We start from the raw sequence: 18820 nt of genomic DNA on the forward strand, positions 1-18820 counted from the left end.
GCGGCAAACGCCGGCCCGAACCGGAATTTCGAGTGCGGAAAGGGCCTTGGCCATCCGCCTGTAACAAGCATTATTCGGGGACTTGCGATGGCGAACGCTTTGGAAGCGGCCGGCATAACGAAGAATTTTGGTGCCGTGCGCGCGCTTTCGGCCGGCAGGCTGACCGTCGGTCGCGGTGAAATTCACGCGCTGCTGGGCGCCAATGGTTGCGGCAAGAGCACGCTTTGCAAGATCGTTGCGGGCGCGGTCGCGCCAACCAGCGGCACGATCCGGTTCAACGGCACGGAAGTGCGCTTCAAAAGTCCGCGTGACGCGGAGAATGCCGGCATCGCCCTGTTTTATCAGGAGCTGAGCCTCATTCCGCAGCTTTCCGTCGCCGATAACATCTTTCTCGGCCGCGAGCCGAAACGCGGCATTTTTGTTGACGGCAAGGCGCTGACGGCCGAGGCGACCAGGCTGATTGCGCTGTTTGACGGCGTGGCGGGTGAGGGGCTGGAGCCGGATGCGATCGTTGGCAATCTGCCGCCGGATCAGCGCCAGCTCGTCGAAATCCTCAAGGTCTTCGCTCAGAATGCCAGCCTGATGATCATGGACGAGGCGACGGCGGCACTCGATGGCCGCCAGTCCCAGCGCTTTTTCGAGATACTCCGGGCCAAGAAGGCCGACGGTGTTTCCACCATCATGATTTCCCACCGTCTCGACGAGGTCTTTGCCGTCTGCGACCGCATTACTGTGATGCGCAACGGTGCGACGATTTCCGAACTCGACACCGCGGCTACCACCCGCGAAGCCGTCGTGCATGATATGGTCGGTGATGTCCGCGCCGCACCCGCCCGCCAGCAGGGACGCGCCGCTGCCGCACCGAGCCTAAAGGTGACCGACGTTGCGGGCGAAGGCGTTCGCGGCGTCTCTCTGGAAGCCTATCCGGGCGAAATCGTCGGTCTGGCTGGTTTGCAGGGGCAGGGACAATCGGCCTTGCTGAAAGGCCTCTTCGGCGCCACCCCCTTTGCAACGGGGCAAGTCCGGTTCGAGGGCCGCGAAATCATCGTCGGCAAGCCTTCGCAGGCGGTCCACAACGGTTTTGCCTATGTCTCGGGCGACCGTGGGCGCGACGCGTCTCTTCAGGGCCGGTCGATCTTCGAAAATCTTGTCGCCGCGCTGATGGTGCGCGAGAAGATGCGGCTGGTCCGGCCGGCAACGCTGAGGCCGCGCGTACAGCAGGTCGCTGATGATATGAAGACGAAGTTTGCCGGCATGGACATGGCCATCGGCACGCTTTCCGGCGGCAACCAGCAGAAGATCTTCATTTCCCGCTGGCTCGCCACATCGCCCAAGCTGCTTCTGCTCGACGATCCGACCAAGGGCATCGATCTCGGCGCAAAGGCCGATCTCTTCGCGCTGATGCGGCAGCAGGCCGATGCTGGCGCGACCATCCTTCTTTATTCCTCGGAAGATGCGGAAATCCTCGAATATGCCGACCGCATTCTTGTGTTCAACGGTGGACGTATTTCTGCGGAACTGACCGGAGCCGACATGACATCCGTCAACATGACCCGCGCCGCCTATGGAGACGCCGCATGAGTTCGTCCGGTTTTCTGCGCAGGCAACCCTGGATCATCACCCTCTTCGTTTTGGCCGTGCTCGTTGCCGTGAACACGTTTCTGCAGCCATCCTTTGTTCAGCCCTCCGTGCTGCAATCGAACCTGACGACATTTCTGCCGCTGATCCTGGTGGCCATCGGCCAGACCTATGTCATTCTGGCCGGAGATATCGATCTGTCGGTCGGCAGCATCGTGGCGCTCGCCAATGTCGTCACCGTCAGCGTCATCGCCGCACTCGGTGGCACGACGGGTGCCGTCTTCGCCGGCATGGCGGCGGGTGCGGCTGTCGGGCTGCTGTGTGGACTGGTCAATGGCCTCTTCATATCAGGCCTGCGCTTCCAGCCGATCGTTACGACCTTCGCAACCGGCATCATTTTCGCCGGGCTGGCTATCTGGGTGCTGCCGCAGGCCGGCCTTCCGGTGCCGGAAGCCTATTGGCAGACTTATTCCGGCAGCTTCATCGGTTTGCCCTTCGTCCTCTGGGTACTGCTGGCCGGCATCGCCTTCACGCTCATCGTGTCGCGCATTCCCTTCCACACCCATTTGCTGGCTGTCGGCGGTAATCGCACCGGCGCCTTCCAGACGGGTCTGCGCCTCTCGGGTATCCGCATTGGCGCCTACATGATTTCCGGCCTGTTTTCGGCGCTGGCTGCGCTGTGCCTCACCGGGGAGACGGCCTCGGGCGATCCTCTGCTCGGCGCAAGTCTGGCGCTTTCCTCCATTTCGGCCGTGGTTCTGGGCGGCACCGCACTTTCCGGCGGGTTTGGCAGTTCGACGGGGTCTATCGCCGGTGCGCTGGTGCTCGGCATGATCGGTAATGTGATTTTCTTTGCGGGCTTGCCCTTCGAGTACCAGACACTGGTGCAGGGTTTGATCGTGCTGACGGCGCTGGCCGGCGGCGTTCTGGTGACGAGGCGTTGATATGACCAATCCCGGCTTGCAACTCAAAACCATCATCACCGATCCCCTGACCATTGCCATTGGCGCATCAGCCTTCCTGCTGCTGGTCGGCGAATTATTGTCGCCCGGCTTTGCGCAGGGCTCGCAGATCGTGCGGCTGCTGACGATTGCCGCCATTCTCGGCATTGTCGCGGCGGGCCAGAACCTCGTCATCCTCGGTGGGCGCGAAGGCATCGATCTTTCCGTCGGCGCGATGATCTCGCTTGGTGCCGTTCTTGCCGGTAATATGATGAACGGCCAGAATGCCGGCATTCCGCTTGCCATTCTCGTTGCCGGCGGCATTCCCTTCCTGATCGGCCTCATCAACGGCCTCGGCATCACCTTCGTGCGCATTCCGCCGCTGGTCATGACGCTCGGCATGACGGCGGTCATTCAGGGCGGGCTGGTGGTCTATTCGCAGGGCGTTCCATCAGGTGCGGCGGCACCCCTGCTGGCGGGATTCATCAACCGTCCGCTCATCTTCGGTATTCCCGGCGTGCTCTTCGTCTGGCTGGGCATCGCCGCGATCATGCTGTTCGTGCTGCGCCGCACGGCCTTCGGTTTCGCCATCTATGCCATCGGCTCCAACGAACGGGCGGCAACGCTCACCGGTTTGCCGGTCTCCCTGATCCGCACGTTGCTCTATGGTCTCTCCGGCCTGTTTGCCGGGCTGACCGGGGTCTGCGTCATCGGTTATACCGGCACCTCTTTCATCTCAGTCGGTGACCAATATGTGCTTCCGTCGATCATCGCTGTTGTCATCGGCGGCACTTCGCTTGCCGGCGGTGCGGGCGGATATGTCGGAACCATGGCCGGGGCAGTTGCGCTCACCATTCTGCAAAGCGTACTGATAACGCTCAACCTCGATGTATGGGCACGGCAGATCATATTCGGTGTCACGTTGCTAGCGCTGATGCTGCTTTATGGCCGCCAAAAGCAGTTGCGTGTGTGACAGATGAGCAAAGACCAAGGTTCGAATATCAGAGAAGTTGCAGCTCTCGCGGGCGTTTCCATCGCGACCGTATCGCGGGCGCTGCAACAACCCGACAAGGTTCGCCCGGAAACCCGAAAGAAGGTTTTCGACGCCGTGCGGCAGGCGAACTTCGTCCCCAACGCCCAGGCGGCAAGCTTCCGGCGTCAATCCAACAACACCGTCATCCTTCTCGTTCGCGATATCGGCAACCCGTTTTATCTCGAAATCTACAAGGGCGTCGAGGAAGCGGCTGGTGAAGCGGGCTTCAAGGTGCTGATGGGCGATGCCCGCAACGACGAGAACCGCGTGGCGACCCACATCGATATGGTCAGGCAAAAACATGCCGATGGCCTCATCCTGATGACCGGCCAGTTCCCGTCCGAGCTTCTCGATCAGGGCGATGTGCTGCCGCCGATCGTCATCGCTTCGGAAACCGTGCCCGGCCTCGCGCTGCCCACCGTCAAGGTGGATAACCGCGCCGCCTCCATCAACGCCATGCGCCACCTCATCGAGGCGGGACATCAAAGGATCGTGCATCTGGCCGGCCCCGTGCCCGAAAGTCTGGCGCAGGAGCGTTTCGACGGTTACCGCGCAGCGCTTGCCGAGGCTGGCATTCCTTACACCGATGAACTGGTGGTGACGGGCGATTACAGCATCGAGGCCGGTCGTCAGGCGATTACAGGCCTTCTCGAAGGTGGCATCGCCTTCACCGCGATCTTCGCATCGAGCGACCAGATGGCGATTGGCGCGATCAGCGAGTTGCGGGGCAGGGGCTTGTCGGTTCCGGCCGATGTCTCCGTCATCGGCTTCGACGACATCATTTTCGCCAACGCCTTCGAACCGCCGCTGACGACGGTGCGCCAACCCCGGCAGGAGATGGGCCGTAAGGCCATGGCGCTGATGGTGGACCGGCTTAACGGCAAACGCACGGCCGAAACCATCGTGCTGGATACGGAACTCGTGGTGCGCGGCTCGGTCGCGCCCTGCCGCCCGCCGCATCGGTAGCGGCCAGACTGTGAATGCAAGGAGTGCAAGGACATGAAGACGATCAAAGGCCCCGCGATTTTCCTCGCGCAATTTGTCGGGGACAAGGCCCCCTTCGACACGCTCGACAATCTCGGCCAATGGGCGGATTCCCTCGGTTACAAGGGCATTCAGGTGCCGACCGATCCCAAACTCTTCGATCTCGAAAAAGCCGCTGCGTCCAAGACCTATTGCGACGACATCAAAGGCCGCCTCGCCGAGATGGGTATCGAGATCACCGAGCTTTCGACCCATATTCAGGGCCAGCTTGTTGCCGTTCACCCGGCCTATGACGAGATGTTCGACGGTTTTGCGCCGGCAGAGCTGCGCGGCAAACCGCAGGCGCGGCAGGAATGGGCCGTCACTCAGCTGAAATGTGCGGCGAAAGCCTCGCAGCATCTTGGCCTCAAGAGTCATGCGACTTTCTCAGGCGCGCTGGCCTGGCCGTTCGTTTACCCGTGGCCGCAGCGCCCGGCAGGCCTTGTCGAAATGGCCTTTGCCGAGCTCGGCAAGCGCTGGACACCCATTCTCGATACCTTCGGGGAGAATGGCGTTGACCTCTGTTATGAGCTTCATCCGGGTGAGGACCTGCATGACGGCATCACCTTCGAGCGCTTTCTCGAAGCTACCGGTAACCACCCGCGTGCCAACCTGCTCTACGATCCCTCGCATTTCGTGCTGCAGGCGATGGATTATCTCGGTTTCATCGACGTTTACCACGAGCGTATCCGTGCCTTTCACGTCAAGGATGCCGAGTTCAATCCGACTGGCCGTTCCGGCGTTTATGGCGGTTATCAGAGCTGGGTGGACCGGCCGGGCCGTTTCCGGTCGCTCGGCGACGGGCATGTTGATTTCGGCGCGGTGTTTTCCAAGCTCACCCAATATGACTTCGACGGCTGGGCAGTGCTGGAGTGGGAATGCGCACTGAAACACCCGGAAGACGGCGCGCGTGAGGGTGCAGGCTTCATTCAAAACCACATCATCCGCGTGACCGAGCGGGCTTTCGACGATTTCGCCAAAAGCGGTGTCGATGATGCCGCCAACCGTCGCCTTCTCGGTCTCTGAAAGGAAATCCCATGTCTCCCAAAACAGCAAAATTCGATAGCCGTCGCATCCGTCTCGGCATGGTCGGCGGCGGTCAGGGCGCCTTCATTGGCGCGGTGCACCGCATCGCGGCCCGGCTGGATGACCGTTACGAGCTGGTGGCCGGCGCGCTTTCCTCCGATCCCGCGCGTGCGGCCGCTTCGGCGACCCTGCTTGGCATTGCGCCGGAGCGGTCCTATGCGTCGTTCGAGGAGATGGCGGCGGCAGAATCCGGCCGTGAAGACGGTATCGAGGCGGTCGCCATCGTCACCCCCAATCACCTGCATTTTGCCCCGTCCAAGGCATTTCTCGACGCCGGCATCCACGTCATCTGCGACAAGCCGGTGACCGCGACGCTGGAAGAGGCGAAGGCGCTGGCCGAGATCGTCAGGGCGTCCGACAGCCTGTTCATCCTGACGCATAATTACACCGGCTACGCGATGCTGCGGCAGATGCGCGAGATGATCGCTGATGGATCCATCGGCAAGCTGCGCCACGTTCAGGCCGAATATGCACAGGACTGGCTGACGGAAGCCGTCGAAAAGACGGGTGCAAAGGGTGCGGAATGGCGCACCGACCCCAGCCGCTCCGGCGCCGGCGGGGCAATCGGCGATATCGGCACCCATGCCTTCAATGCCGCTGCCTTCGTCACGGGCGAAATCCCGACAAGCCTTTATGCGGATCTCACGTCCTTCGTGCCGGGCCGGCAGCTGGATGACAGCGCCAATATTCTGTTGCGTTACGAAAGCGGCGCCAAGGGCATGCTCTGGGCGAGCCAGATCGCGGTCGGCAACGAAAACGCGCTGTCGCTCCGGGTCTATGGCGACAAGGGCGGACTTGAATGGCACCACCGGGTGCCGGACGAGCTGTGGTTTACGCCCTATGGCGAACCGAAGCGGCTTATCACCCGCAACGGCGCGGGGGCAGGTGCCGCCGCCAACCGTGTCAGCCGTGTGCCGTCAGGGCACCCGGAAGGATATCTCGAGGGTTTTGCGACGATCTACCGCGAAGCCGCAGATGCAATCATCGCAAAGAGGGAGGGAAAGACAGTCGCCGGGGAGGTGATTTACCCCGGCATGGAGGACGGCCTTGCGGGTCTCGCATTCATCGATGCGGCCGTTCGCTCCAGCCAGACCTCGACCTGGGTCGGGATCGACATCTAGGTCGCAGCCCATCGGAGGAGACGGCGCGGGCAGTTGAGGCTGTGCCCGGCATGACCCGGTTCATGAGACCGGCAATGGCGGGCGTGTCGTCAGATTGATCAAACGGAAAGGGAGTTACGCGTTTGAAAACGTTCAAGTCAAAACTTGCAGGCATGGCATTCGTCGTCGGACTGGCGGCCGGTTTCGCAAATCCGGTTTTTGCCGAGGACAGCAAGACGCTGCCGATTGCCGCGCAGATGTTCACGCTGCGCAATTCCGGAACGCTTGAGGAGCAGCTGACCATTCTCAACCGCGCCGGCGTTTCGGCCGTGGAAACGGTGGATTTGCAGAAGGTCAGCGCCAGCGAGCTGAACGCGCTGCTGGAAAAGCACAAGATCAGGGTCATTTCCTCGCATGTGCCGATCGACAAGCTGCGCGGCAACCTCGATGAGGTCATCACCGAACAGAAGGCCGTCGGCAATCCTGTCGTGACCGTGCCGTTCCTGAAGCCGGAAGACCGCCCGAAGGATGCCGCTGGCTGGACCGCCTTTGGCAAGGAGCTTGGTGGTTACGCGGACAAGCTTTCCGCGGCAGGCCTCTCCATGGCCTATCACAACCACGATTTTGAAATGGTCAAGTTCGACGGCAAGACGGCGCTTGAGTTGCTACTCGATGCCGCCGGTCCGAAATTGCACGCCGAAGTCGATGTCGCCTGGGTGGCGCGCAGCGGCAATGATCCGGCCGAATTCCTCGGCACCTTGAAGGGCAAGGTCTTTGCCATCCACGCCAAGGACAACGCACCTGCCGGCACGGCGGAAAACGAGCGGGGTTTTGCCACACTCGGCACCGGTACGCTCGACTGGAAAACGATCCTGCCGGCGGCCAAACAGGCTGGCGCAAAATGGTTCATCCTTGAGCACGATCTTCCGCTCGATGCCGAAGCGGTGCTGACCAAGGGTAACGCGTTCCTCAATGAGCGCCTCCCGACCATTCAGTAAACACTGCCAGTAAACCAGAACCGCTCCCCGGCGGCGGGTTTCGCCGGGGCGCATGAGGTTCGACAGACGCATATCCAGTTTCCGCCGCATTGCGACGGGAAGCGCTTCGTCTCGTCGAGTTTTTCCCAAAGACCACTCGGAGGAGTTATCATGGCAGACAATCATTATGATGCGATTGTTGTCGGCTCAGGCATCAGTGGAGGCTGGGCCGCGAAGGAACTCACGCAAAAGGGCCTGAAGGTCCTGATGCTGGAGCGTGGCCGCAATATCGAGCACGTTACCGATTATCAGAATGCCGACAAGGAAGCCTGGGATTACCCCCACCGCAACCGCGCCACGCAGGAAATGAAGGCGAAATATCCCGTCCTCAGCCGCGATTACCTGCTGGAAGAGGCGACCCTCGGCATGTGGGCCAATGAGCAGGAAACGCCCTATGTCGAGGAAAAGCGTTTCGACTGGTTCCGTGGTTATCATGTCGGTGGCCGCTCGCTGCTGTGGGGACGCCAGACCTATCGCTGGTCGCAGACCGATTTCGAGGCCAATGCGAAAGACGGCATCGCCGTCGACTGGCCGATCCGCTATGAGGACGTTTCTCCGTGGTATGATTATGTCGAGCGTTTTGCCGGCATTTCCGGCAGCCGCGAGGGGCTGGATATTCTGCCCGACGGCGAATTCCTGCCGCCCATTCCGCTTAATTTTGTCGAGCAGGATGTGGCCAGCAGGCTGAAGAAGGCGTTCAAGGGTAAGCGCCACCTCATCAATTCACGCTGCGCCAACATCACGCAGGAACTTCCCGATCAGGACCGCACGCGCTGTCAGTTCCGCAACAAGTGTCGGCTGGGCTGTCCCTTCGGCGGCTATTTCAGCACGCAAGCCTCGACCCTGCCTGCGGCAGTCGCCACCGGCAATCTCACTTTGCGGCCTTTTTCCATCGTCAAGGAAATCCTCTACGACAAGGATAAGAAGAAAGCGCGCGGTGTCGAGATCATCGATGCCGAGACGAACCTCACCTATGAATATACCGCCGACATCATCTTCCTCAACGCCTCGACCCTGAACTCGACATGGGTGCTGATGAATTCGGCGACCGATGTCTGGGAAGGCGGGCTCGGCAGCAGTTCGGGCGAACTCGGCCATAACGTGATGGACCACCATTTCCGCATGGGCGCCACCGGCCAGGTGGAAGGTTTCGAGGACTTCTACTTCAAGGGCCGCCGCCCGGCGGGTTTCTATATTCCGCGTTTCCGCAATACCGGCGACGACAAGCGCAAATATCTGCGCGGTTTCGGGTATCAGGGCTCCGCCAGCCGTTCGCGCTGGGAGCGGGAGATCGCCGAACTCAATATCGGTGCCGACTACAAGGAAGCGCTGACCGAGCCCGGCGGCTGGACCATCGGCATGACCGCCTTCGGTGAAATGCTGCCCTATCACGACAATCGCGTGAAGCTCGATCATGAGAAAAAGGACAAATGGGGCCTTCCGGTCCTCTCCATGAATGTCGAGATGAAGCAGAACGAACTCGACATGCGCGAAGACATGGTCAATGACGCCGTCGAGATGTTCGAGGCGGTCGGCATCAAGAACGTCAAGCCCGCGCGGGGCAGCTATGCGCCGGGCATGGGCATTCATGAAATGGGAACGGCCCGCATGGGGCGCGACCCGAAAACCTCCGTCCTCAACGGCAACAATCAGGTATGGGATGCACAGAACGTCTTTGTCACGGACGGCGCCTGCATGACCTCGGCCTCCTGCGTCAACCCGTCCTTGACCTACATGGCGCTGACGGCGCGTGCGGCCGATTTTGCCGTTTCCGAACGCAAGAAGGGGAACCTGTGATGAACAGACGCGAACTACTGAAACTGATAGCCATTGCCACCGGCCTTCCGCTGATCGGCGCGGATGTCCTGACGGCCGCCGAAAACGCTGCCAAGCCCACCGGCGCTGCCCATGTGTTCAGCCCGGAGGAAATCCGGTTTCTGGACGAGGTGGCGGAAACCATCATTCCCCGCACATCCACGCCGGGTGCGAAGGATGCTGAAGTGGGTGCATTCATGGCCGTCTATGCCGCCGATTGTTACACCGACGAGCAGCGGACGCTCTTCCTTTCGGCAATCCCTGAAATCGAGAAGCGCAGTCAGACCGACCACAAAAAAGGTTTTCTGGATTTGACGGCTGAGCAGCGGCAGGGGCTGCTTTCCGCGCTGGACAAGCAGGCCAAGGCGGAACAGACGCCGACAAAGCCGCATTCCTTTACCCTCGTCAAGCAGCTGACGCTGCTGGGTTTCTTCACCTCGAAGATCGGTGCGACGGAAGTTCTCGTTTACGACGAGATTCCCGGAGGTTTCGAAGACCGCGTTCCCTACAAGAAGGGCACGCCTGCCTGGGGCACGACCTGAACAGAGAACCACTGGCCCGTCCACATTTGCGGGCGGGCCGCATTCATGCGGCAAGACAAGGATGACATGATGCGTAATATATCAATCATCGCGGCGGCAATGCTGACCGCAAGCGCCATTCCCGCTCTTTCGCAGGGCGATGTTGCCAAAGGGGAAGCGGTCTTCAAGCGCTGTTCCGCCTGTCATGCCATCGGTGAGGGCGCCAAAAACAGGGTCGGTCCGCAGCTTAACGGCATCATCGGCCGCGCAGCGGGCGGCGTGCCTGATTATACTTATTCGGGCGCGATGAAAAAAGCGGGTGAGGACGGACTCGTCTGGACGCCGGAAGAATTGCGGAATTTTCTGAGCGCGCCAAAAAAGAAAATACCCGGAAACAAGATGGCGCTGGCTGGCATCAGCAAGCCGGAAGATCTGGACAATCTCATCGCCTATATCGAAAGCGCTGCTTCGAAACCGGCTGAGTGAGCGGCGGGCTGTCTGGTCATGGCGCGTCCCTTGGCGGGAGAAGGATACGGGTGAGCAGAAAGCCTTCGAAATGGCCAAAGCGGAAGGGAACCTCTGTTCCCTTGCGCCATCCGCCGTCCAGGTCGGCGGTCAACCGCAGGGTTCCTGAACCCTCCTCATCGTAAGCGGATAATTCCGCCACCTCGAAAAAGAAAAGCCGTCTGACAGTGGGATAAAGCGCCTTGAACAGGCTCTCCTTCGCCGAAAAAATCAGCCCGGTCATGAACGGATCGATACCGGTGCCGAGGCTGTAAAGCTCATGTGCCGTCAAGGCCTGCGTGGCGATATCGGCGGCTTCCTCTTCGCTCAACAGCTTCTCGATATCGATGCCGATGCCGAGAAACCTGCTGCCTGCGCCGGCAAGGGCGATCGCCCGGTCACCGCTGTGGGAAATCGCGCCGACCACGCCTTCAGGCCAGATCGGCGCACGGTCTTCGCCCATCCCGGGAAATATTGCCTGCCCGGTGAGACGGCGTATGGCTTCCGCCGCGCATTTGCGTCCCGCCAGAAACTCCGCCTTGCGTTTGGGCACCGCCCGCAGAAGCTGCGGCGGCAGGGAAGCGGCCATATCGGCACTGGGTTCGTCGTCGGGGCTATAGCGAAGGGTGAGGCAATGGCATTCGCCGCTGTTATCCGGCCAGGGCCAGACGGCCTCCGGTGCATCGTAGAAAGCGGTTTCGTGATAAGATGCCGGCACGATCGCCATAACCTCCCCTTGTTTCACCGGCCGGGTCAGGCCGGGAGCATCGCCTCGTCAACCGTGATCTGGTGAATCATCACCTGGCTGGCATGACGGGAGGCGAGAAACAGCATCCTATCGGTCATATCATCCGGTCTTGCAATCCCCTCGCCAAGTGCTTGGAACGTCGGCATCCGAACTCGAAAAACAAAAGGCCTTCGAAGCGGTCTTCGAAGGCCTTTTTTTTTCGTGGTGTAAACGATGCGGAGGAAGCCTCAGAAAAACGCCTGAATGCCGGTCTGCGCCCGGCCGAGGATCAGCGCGTGGACGTCATGCGTGCCCTCATAGGTATTGACCGTCTCGAGGTTCTGCGCGTGGCGCATGACGTGGTATTCGATCTGGATGCCGTTGCCGCCATGCATGTCGCGGGCCTGACGGGCGATATCCAGAGCCTTGCCGCAATTGTTGCGCTTGACGATGGATATCATTTCCGGGGCCATCTTATGTTCATCCATCAGCCGGCCGACGCGCAGCGATGCCTGAAGGCCGAGCGCGATTTCGGTCTGCATGTCGGCAAGCTTCTTCTGGTAAAGCTGCGTGCCAGCGAGCGGCTTGCCGAACTGCTTGCGGTCGAGGCCATATTGCCGGGCACGGAACCAGCAATCCTCAGCGGCACCCATCACGCCCCAGGAAATGCCATAGCGGGCGCGGTTGAGGCAGCCGAACGGGCCTTTGAGGCCGGAAACATTGGGCAGCAGCGCGTCTTCGCCGACTTCAACGCCATCCATGACGATTTCGCCCGTAATAGAGGCGCGCAGCGAAAGCTTGCCGCCGATCTTCGGGGCGGAAAGACCCTTCATACCCTTTTCCAGCACGAAACCCCTGATCTCATTGTCATGAGCTTCCGATTTCGCCCAGACGACGAAGACATCGGCGATCGGCGCGTTGGAAATCCACATCTTCGAGCCGCGCAGGCGATATCCGCCTGCGATCTTTTCGGCGCGGGTTTTCATGCCGCCCGGATCGGAGCCGGCGTCCGGCTCGGTGAGGCCGAAACAGCCGATCAGTTCGCCGGAAACGAGGCCCGGCAGGTATTTCTTCTTCTGTTCGTCCGAGCCGTGAGCGAAGATCGGGTGAATGACGAGCGAGGACTGCACGCTCATCATCGAGCGGTAACCGCTGTCGATCCGCTCCACTTCGCGGGCGACGAGACCATAGGCCACGTAGCTGGCATTGGCCGCGCCATATTCTTCCGGCAGGGTGACGCCAAGCAGACCCGTGCGGCCCATCAGGCGGAAGAGTTCCGGTTCGGTGGTTTCGGAAAGATAGGCTTCCGAGATGCGCGGCAAAAGTTCCGATTTGCCGAAGGCCTCGGCGCTGTCGCGGATCATCCGCTCGTCATCGGTCAGTTGGTCTTCCAGCAGAAAAGGGTCCTGCCAATTGAATGCTGCGCGTTCGCTCACTTTATGCCTCCGGATTTGCTGGCCGGATTATTCTTATCCCAGCCCATGCGCACAAGCCATGTTTACTCATTTTTGCATTACCTATAGTAATAGGTCATGACGTCTCTCCGCCGTAAACTCCTGCCATCCACCAGCGCGCTCGCCGCTTTCGATTCCGTTGCCAGGCTCGGTAGCTTTTCAGCTGCGGCCGATGAGCTGGCGCTGACACAGGGGGCGATCAGCCGGCAGGTTATGTCATTGGAAGAACAGCTTGGCGTGCGGCTTTTCGAGCGCGGCGCGCGCGGCGTGGCGCTGACGACCGAAGGCCGTGCTTATGCGAAATCCATCGCCTCGGCGCTTGGCGAGATACGCTCCGCCTCGCTGCAGATCATGACCAAAACGCATGGCAATACGCTGAACCTCGCGATGCTGCCCACCTTCGGCACCCGCTGGCTTCTGCCGCGTATCCCGGATTTCGTGGCGAACCATCCGGAAATCACCATCAATTTCGCCACCCGCATCGGCCAGTTCGACTTTGAGCGTGAGCAGCTGGATATGGCGATCCATATCGGCCAGGCCGACTGGCCGGGGGCTGAAAGCACCTTTCTCATGCATGAAATGGTCGCGCCGGTCTGCAGCCCGCAATTCCTCAGCGCCCACCCGGTGGAAAAGGGGGAGGATATCGCCGCCCTGCCTCTGCTGCATATGGCGTCGCGGCCGGGAGCATGGGGTCACTGGTTCGAAAGTCTCGGCCTGTCACTCGCGCTGCCACAGGGCATGCGTTTCGAACAATTTTCCAGCGTGGCGCAGGCCTGTATCGCCGGGCTTGGCGTGGCGCTGATGCCGCTGTTCCTGATCGATAATGAACTGAAGTCCCGCCAGCTGGTGAAGGCCTTCGATCATCAGGCACGAAGCCCCAGTTCCTATTATGCGGTGGCGCCGCTTTCGCGTGCCAATCACGCCCCGGTCGTGCTGTTTCGTGACTGGCTGGTGCGGCAGGTGGAGGCTTATCGCGCAGCCAGCACCCAGGCCTTGTAAAAATAATCGCTCTTTTTTCGGGCATTTAACCCTTGTGCCCAGCTTTTCGCCGCATTTCGCCGGCGAAGGACTCGACAGCGGCCCGCGCCTCGCTTATCATGATTAAACGTTTAATCAGCCCTTCCGGACCATCCATGGCGTCGTCACGGCCTGCCACCAATCTGAGCGCGATAGCAGCGGCACTCGGCGTGTCGGTGGCAACGGTGTCTAATGCACTCTCCGGCAAGGGCCGCGTTTCACCTGATCTGGTGGAGCGTATCCGCAGGACGGCCAGCGAACTGGGTTATGTGCCGAGTTCGGCGGGCAGGGCGCTGCGCACCGGCAGATCGGGCGTTCTGGGGCTGGTACTGCCCGATATCGCCAACCCTCTCTTCCCGCAGATTGCCCAGGCCATTGAAAAGGCGGCTGTCTCCGCCGGCTACGGCGTGCTGATTGCCGATGCGCGCGGCGAGATCGCCATGCAGACGGACGCCATCAATCGGCTGATCGAGCGCGGGGTGGATGGCATGGTGATTGTTCCCCGTCGCGGCACGCGTATCTCAGACGTCGATTGCCCGGTTGCCGTCATCGACAGCCCTTCGACACCAGGCAATACTGTCGCCGCCGACCATTGGGATGGCGGCCGGCAGGTGGGTGACTATCTGGCAAGCCTTGGCCACCGCAAGGTGGTGTTGGTGGGCAAAAACCGGGATTCCAACGTGCAGAACGACCGTCTCGGCGGCATTCGGGATGGTCTCGGCAAGGTCTGCGTGACCCGGACGCTCTGGATCGACAGCATCGAAGAGGCTGACGGGGCGGGCTGCCGGTTGGGGCTTGCCGATCTGGTGGCGGATGGTTTTACCGCCTTTGCCGCCGTTTCCGATCTGCATGCCCTGCGGGCGCTGACCGAATTGCAGCGCGAGGGCATCGAGGTGCCGGAAGAGGCAAGTGTCACCGGCTTTGACGATCTCATCTTTTCCGCCGTCGTCACCCCGCCGCTCACGACCATGCGCATGGACATGGGCCGCATCGCCGATCTGGCGGTTGGAGCGTTGCTGCGCGCCATCGACAGCGCGGGCGAAAACGGCATCGCGGGCGAAGTGACCGCGGAAGTCTCGAAAGTACCGATGGCGCTGATCATGCGCGGTTCCACCGGCAAGACAAAGCATGATGCGATTGAAGCCAAAAAAACGACAGCAGGAGAACTCACACCATGAAAAAAATCATTTTTGCATCGGGCACCGCCCTGATGCTGACGATGGGAGCGGCGCAGGCGCAGGACAAGACGCTGACGATTTCCGTCTACGCCTTTGCGCAGGATGAATTCAAGGAACTGGTCTATACGCCTTTCGAGCAGAAATGCGGCTGCAAGCTGGTGGTTGAGACCGGTAACAGCGTCGAGCGACTGGCCAAGATGGAGGCCAACAAGGCCAATCCGGTTGTCGATCTCGCCATCGTTTCCATGGCCGATGCCCTCTCCGCCACCCGCAAGGACCTGATCCAGAAGATCGACGCGTCCAAGGTTCCGAATATCGAAAACCTCTACGACATTGCCAAGGATCCGAATGGCGACGGCATGAGCGTCGGCGTCAATTTCTACGCCACCTCCATCGTCTACCGCACGGACAAGATGAAGATCGACAGCTGGGCCGATCTTTTGAAGGACGGCATTGTCGACCACGTCGCCTTCCCGAACGTCACCACCAACCAGGGCCCGCCGGCGCTTTACATGCTGGGCAAGGCCATCGGCAAGGATACACCTGATCTTGCTGGCGCCATCGAGGCTGTGGGTGAGAAGAAGGACGATATCGTCACCTTCTACGTCAAGTCCTCGCAGCTGGTGCAGCTCATGCAGCAGGAAGAAATCTGGGCAGCGCCGATCGGCCGCTTCTCCTGGGCGCCTTTCACCAAGCTTGATCTGCCGCTCGCCTGGGCAACGCCCAAGGAAGGCCAGACCGGCGGCATGAACGTGCTCGTGGTGCCTAAGGGCGGAAAGAACGAGGAGCTTGCGCTGCAATTCATGGATTTCTGGCTGTCGACCGACGTTCAGAAGGCGCTGGCTGAAAAGCTGGTGGATAGCCCGACCAACAAACAGGTCAAGGTGTCCGATGAGGTGGCGAACAACATCACCTATGGTGACGAAACCGCCCGCAGCCTGCAGCTCATTCCGTCCGACGTGACGCTTGATAACCGCGACAAGTGGCTGTCGGAGTGGAACGCCAAGGTCGGCCAGTAACTCCTTTCACCGTTTGGAATGGGGCATCAAACGTCCGTAAGGACGGCTCCATTCCGGGAAAAGCGGTTCGGTCGTCCCCTGACCGCTTTTCCACCCGCCATTTTGCAGGTCGGTCCGTCCGGCTGCCGTAACAACCGGCCTTCAGGCCGTTCAGGGAATAAACCCATGTTTCAGAACCGGGCCGAAGCGCTGGCGCTTGCCTTGCCCGCCGCAATTTTCGCGGCGGCGGTCTTTCTTGTGCCAGTCTTCATGCTTCTGTCGGAGGGCTTTCGCACCGCTGACGGCTGGACATTGTCGGCCTATGCCGCATTCTTTTCCGATCCGCTGAACCAGACGGTTTTCCTGCGCACGCTGAAGCTCGGTGCGCTCGTCACCGTCGTCTCGGCGGTCGTTGGGTATGCGGCGGCTTTCGCCATCGTCAACCTGTCGCCGGGCAAGAAGGGCCATGTGGTCAATCTCGTCGTGTTGCCGCTGATGATTTCGCCGGTGGCGAGAACCTATGCGTGGATCGTCATTCTCGGCAGAACCGGCATCGTCAACCAGGCGCTGCAGGCGGTTGGGTTGAGCGATGCGCCGATCCGCATCCTGTTTTCCGAAACGGCTGTCTTCATCGGCCTTTTGCAATTGTTCCTGCCGCTGATGATCATTTCGCTCATCAGCGCGCTGGAGAACATGCCGAAGGATACGATCGCGGCTGCCCGCGTGCTCGGCGCCAACTGGTTGCAGGTGTTCTGGAAGGTCATCCTGCCGCTCACCAAGGAAGGGCTGGTCGTCGGCGGCACGCTGGTCTTCACCGGTTCGCTGACGGCCTATATCACGCCCGCCATTCTCGGCGGTTCCAAGGTGCTGATGCTTGAAACCCTGCTTTACCAGCAGGTCACGGTCTCCAATAACTTCGTCGCCGCCAGCGTCATCGCCTTCATCCTGATCGTCATGAGCTTTGCCGCCAATATCCTGCTGAAGCGCATCGCTACCGCAAGGAACAAGAAATGACCCGGCAGCTCTTCATTCCGCTCACGCTCCTTCTTGTCGTCGGTTTCCTGATCGGGCCGTTCCTCATCATCGTTGCGGCCTCGTTTTCGGCCGGCGATACGCTCGCCTTTCCGCCACAGGGCTTTTCGCTGAAATGGATCGCCAAGGTCTTCACGGTCGAAAGTTTTCGCGAAAGCTTCGCCATGTCGATGTTCCTCGCCATCGGCGGCACCTTCACGGCGCTCATCCTCGGTATCCCGGCCTCCTACGCCATGTCGCGCTACAAGCTGCCCTTTGCCGAAACCGTGCGCACCATCGTTTCCGCGCCGATCATCGTGCCCGGCATCATCGTCGGCTTAGCGCTGCTGCGGTATTTCGTCGTGCCCTTCGGCATCGGCATCACGCTTGCTTTGTTTCTCGCCCACACCGCGCTCATCCTGCCCTATGCGGTGCGGGTCGTGTCAGCCAGCCTCAACAATCTTCGGTCCGATATCGAGGAGGCCGCGGTGCTGCTCGGCTCGTCGCGGCTTGGCGCGTTTTTCCGGGTGGTGCTGCCCAATATCCGCGGCGGTATCCTGTCGGCTTTCATTCTCGGTTTCGTAACGAGTTTCAACCAGGTGCCGGTGTCGCTGTTCTTGTCTGGTCCCGGCGTGCGCACGCTGCCCATCGACATGTTGGGCTACATGGAAATCGTCTTCGATCCCTCCGTTGCAGCGCTTTCTTCGCTGCTCGCCTTCCTTTCCATCGGCATCGTCTTCATGGCCGAACGTTTTCTGGGGTTCTCCCGTTATGTCTGACGCAAATTACCTTTCGCTCAACAAAGTCTCGCTCGCTTATGGCGGCAATGTCGCCGTCAAGAATCTCGATCTCGATATCCGCAAGGGCGAGCTGCTCGCCCTTCTCGGGCCCTCCGGCTGTGGCAAGACCACGACGATGCGCGCCATTGCCGGGCTGATGCCGGTGGCGGGCGGGCGCATCGATCTCGATGGAGCCGATATTACCCGGGTCGCGGCCAACAAGCGCGCCGTCGGGTTGGTATTCCAGTCCTATGCGCTCTTCCCGCATCTGACGGTCTATGAAAACGTTGCCTTCGGCCTCAAGCTCAAAGGCATGAGCGGCAAGGCGCTGGAGGACAAGGTTGCCTCCGGCCTGAAATCGGTGGGCTTGTCCAATTTCGCATCACGCAAACCGGCGGAGCTTTCCGGCGGCCAGCAGCAGCGCGTGGCGCTGGCACGCTCCATGGTCATGGAGCCGAAGGTGCTCTTGCTCGATGAGCCGCTCTCCAATCTCGATGCCCGTCTGCGCCTTGAAATGCGCACCGAATTGCAGCGTGTGCAGAAGGAAACCGGCGTGACGATGATCTTCGTCACCCATGACCAGATCGAGGCTTTGGCGCTGGCCGACCGCATTGTCGTCATGAAGGGTGGTAAGATTGAGCAGATCGGTACGCCGGAAGAGATTTATAACGCGCCGGTTTCGTCTTTCGTGGCGGATTTCGTCGGCTTTGAAAACATCTTCGCGCTGGAAAGCGGCGCGCTGAAAACCGCAAACGGCACGATACCGCTTACCGGACCAGTCCCTTCAGCATCTGGACTGGCCTGGCGGCCGCGCATGGTAACCCTTGGTTCAGGTCCTTTCCAGGGAACCGTGCGCGGCACATCCTTTGCCGGCAACAGCCGCGAATATCTGCTCGATACGCCGCTTGGTCCCATCAAGGCGGAAACCGACGCCGCCCTTGTTGCGCACGCCATCGGTGATACGCTCGCCTTCGACCTGCCGGTCGAAAAGGCGGCAAGCCTGAAGGTGTTCAACTGA

General features: G+C 60.7%; 19 protein-coding genes. 16 read left to right on the top strand and 3 right to left on the bottom strand.

The features are described from left to right. The first annotated feature begins 87 nt into the window (after positions 1-87). From CFBP5499_RS23455 to CFBP5499_RS23500, 10 genes are all read left to right on the top strand, one after another. Positions 88-1581 (top strand): sugar ABC transporter ATP-binding protein, encoded by a 1494-nt coding sequence (locus CFBP5499_RS23455; protein WP_080827892.1) that lies wholly within the window; start codon positions 88-90, stop codon positions 1579-1581. Then, entirely contained in the window at positions 1578-2522 is a 945-nt protein-coding gene (locus tag CFBP5499_RS23460) for an ABC transporter permease (RefSeq protein ID WP_080827891.1), read from the top strand. Before CFBP5499_RS23455 ends, CFBP5499_RS23460 begins: the two co-directional genes overlap by 4 nt. 1 nt (position 2523) lies before the next feature. Further along, a complete protein-coding gene (locus tag CFBP5499_RS23465; protein WP_080827890.1) occupies positions 2524-3492 on the top strand; it encodes an ABC transporter permease in 969 nt (322 codons plus the stop codon). A 3-nt stretch (positions 3493-3495) separates the two neighbouring features. Beyond that, positions 3496-4518 (top strand): LacI family DNA-binding transcriptional regulator, encoded by a 1023-nt coding sequence (locus tag CFBP5499_RS23470; RefSeq protein WP_080827889.1) that lies wholly within the window; start codon positions 3496-3498, stop codon positions 4516-4518. A 33-nt stretch (positions 4519-4551) separates the two neighbouring features. Further along, positions 4552-5601 carry a sugar phosphate isomerase/epimerase family protein gene (locus CFBP5499_RS23475; RefSeq protein ID WP_080827888.1) on the top strand — a complete coding sequence of 350 codons (1050 nt, stop codon included), beginning with the start codon at positions 4552-4554 and terminating at the stop codon, positions 5599-5601. 11 nt (positions 5602-5612) lie between these two features. Beyond that, entirely contained in the window at positions 5613-6782 is a 1170-nt protein-coding gene (locus CFBP5499_RS23480; RefSeq protein WP_080827887.1) for a Gfo/Idh/MocA family protein, read from the top strand. 122 nt (positions 6783-6904) lie between these two features. Then, positions 6905-7759 (top strand): sugar phosphate isomerase/epimerase family protein, encoded by an 855-nt coding sequence (locus tag CFBP5499_RS23485; protein ID WP_175416864.1) that lies wholly within the window; start codon positions 6905-6907, stop codon positions 7757-7759. A 150-nt stretch (positions 7760-7909) separates the two neighbouring features. Then, on the top strand, positions 7910-9595 hold the full coding sequence (locus CFBP5499_RS23490; RefSeq protein ID WP_080827885.1) for a GMC oxidoreductase: 1686 nt from the start codon (positions 7910-7912) through the stop codon (positions 9593-9595). Beyond that, positions 9595-10155: a gluconate 2-dehydrogenase subunit 3 family protein gene (locus CFBP5499_RS23495; RefSeq protein WP_080827884.1), complete on the top strand. Its 561-nt coding sequence runs from the start codon at positions 9595-9597 to the stop codon at positions 10153-10155. Before CFBP5499_RS23490 ends, CFBP5499_RS23495 begins: the two co-directional genes overlap by 1 nt. Positions 10156-10224: 69 nt before the next feature. Further along, positions 10225-10620, top strand: a complete 396-nt coding sequence (locus tag CFBP5499_RS23500; protein WP_080830111.1) for a c-type cytochrome — start codon at positions 10225-10227, stop codon at positions 10618-10620. 16 nt (positions 10621-10636) lie between these two features. Here CFBP5499_RS23500 and CFBP5499_RS23505 read toward each other — a convergent pair whose 3' ends face one another. The 3 genes from CFBP5499_RS23505 to CFBP5499_RS23510 form a co-directional block, all read right to left on the bottom strand. Continuing rightward, a complete protein-coding gene (locus CFBP5499_RS23505; protein WP_080827883.1) occupies positions 10637-11365 on the bottom strand; it encodes a 4'-phosphopantetheinyl transferase family protein in 729 nt (242 codons plus the stop codon). Positions 11366-11391: 26 nt separating this feature from the next. Continuing rightward, a complete protein-coding gene (locus CFBP5499_RS30155) occupies positions 11392-11532 on the bottom strand; it encodes a hypothetical protein (protein WP_173990039.1) in 141 nt (46 codons plus the stop codon). An 81-nt stretch (positions 11533-11613) separates the two neighbouring features. Further along, entirely contained in the window at positions 11614-12801 is a 1188-nt protein-coding gene (locus CFBP5499_RS23510; RefSeq protein ID WP_080827882.1) for an acyl-CoA dehydrogenase, read from the bottom strand. Positions 12802-12897: 96 nt separating this feature from the next. On the opposite strand from CFBP5499_RS23510, the gene CFBP5499_RS23515 reads away from it, so the two are divergent. From CFBP5499_RS23515 to CFBP5499_RS23540, 6 genes are all read left to right on the top strand, one after another. Beyond that, complete coding sequence (locus tag CFBP5499_RS23515) at positions 12898-13818, top strand: LysR family transcriptional regulator (protein WP_080827881.1); 921 nt, start codon at positions 12898-12900, stop codon at positions 13816-13818. Between the two features lie 134 nt (positions 13819-13952). Next, on the top strand, positions 13953-15014 hold the full coding sequence (locus CFBP5499_RS23520) for a LacI family DNA-binding transcriptional regulator (RefSeq protein ID WP_080827880.1): 1062 nt from the start codon (positions 13953-13955) through the stop codon (positions 15012-15014). Beyond that, entirely contained in the window at positions 15011-16033 is a 1023-nt protein-coding gene (locus CFBP5499_RS23525; protein WP_080827879.1) for an ABC transporter substrate-binding protein, read from the top strand. The genes CFBP5499_RS23520 and CFBP5499_RS23525 overlap by 4 nt, the downstream gene beginning before the upstream one ends. A 165-nt stretch (positions 16034-16198) precedes the next feature. Beyond that, a complete protein-coding gene (locus CFBP5499_RS23530) occupies positions 16199-17026 on the top strand; it encodes an ABC transporter permease (RefSeq protein ID WP_080827878.1) in 828 nt (275 codons plus the stop codon). Then, complete coding sequence (locus tag CFBP5499_RS23535) at positions 17023-17802, top strand: ABC transporter permease (protein ID WP_006315562.1); 780 nt, start codon at positions 17023-17025, stop codon at positions 17800-17802. The genes CFBP5499_RS23530 and CFBP5499_RS23535 overlap by 4 nt, the downstream gene beginning before the upstream one ends. After that, positions 17795-18820 (top strand): ABC transporter ATP-binding protein, encoded by a 1026-nt coding sequence (locus tag CFBP5499_RS23540; protein WP_080827877.1) that lies wholly within the window; start codon positions 17795-17797, stop codon positions 18818-18820. Before CFBP5499_RS23535 ends, CFBP5499_RS23540 begins: the two co-directional genes overlap by 8 nt.

Source organism: Agrobacterium tumefaciens, assembly GCF_005221325.1.
Classification (GTDB): Bacteria; Pseudomonadota; Alphaproteobacteria; order Rhizobiales; family Rhizobiaceae; genus Agrobacterium.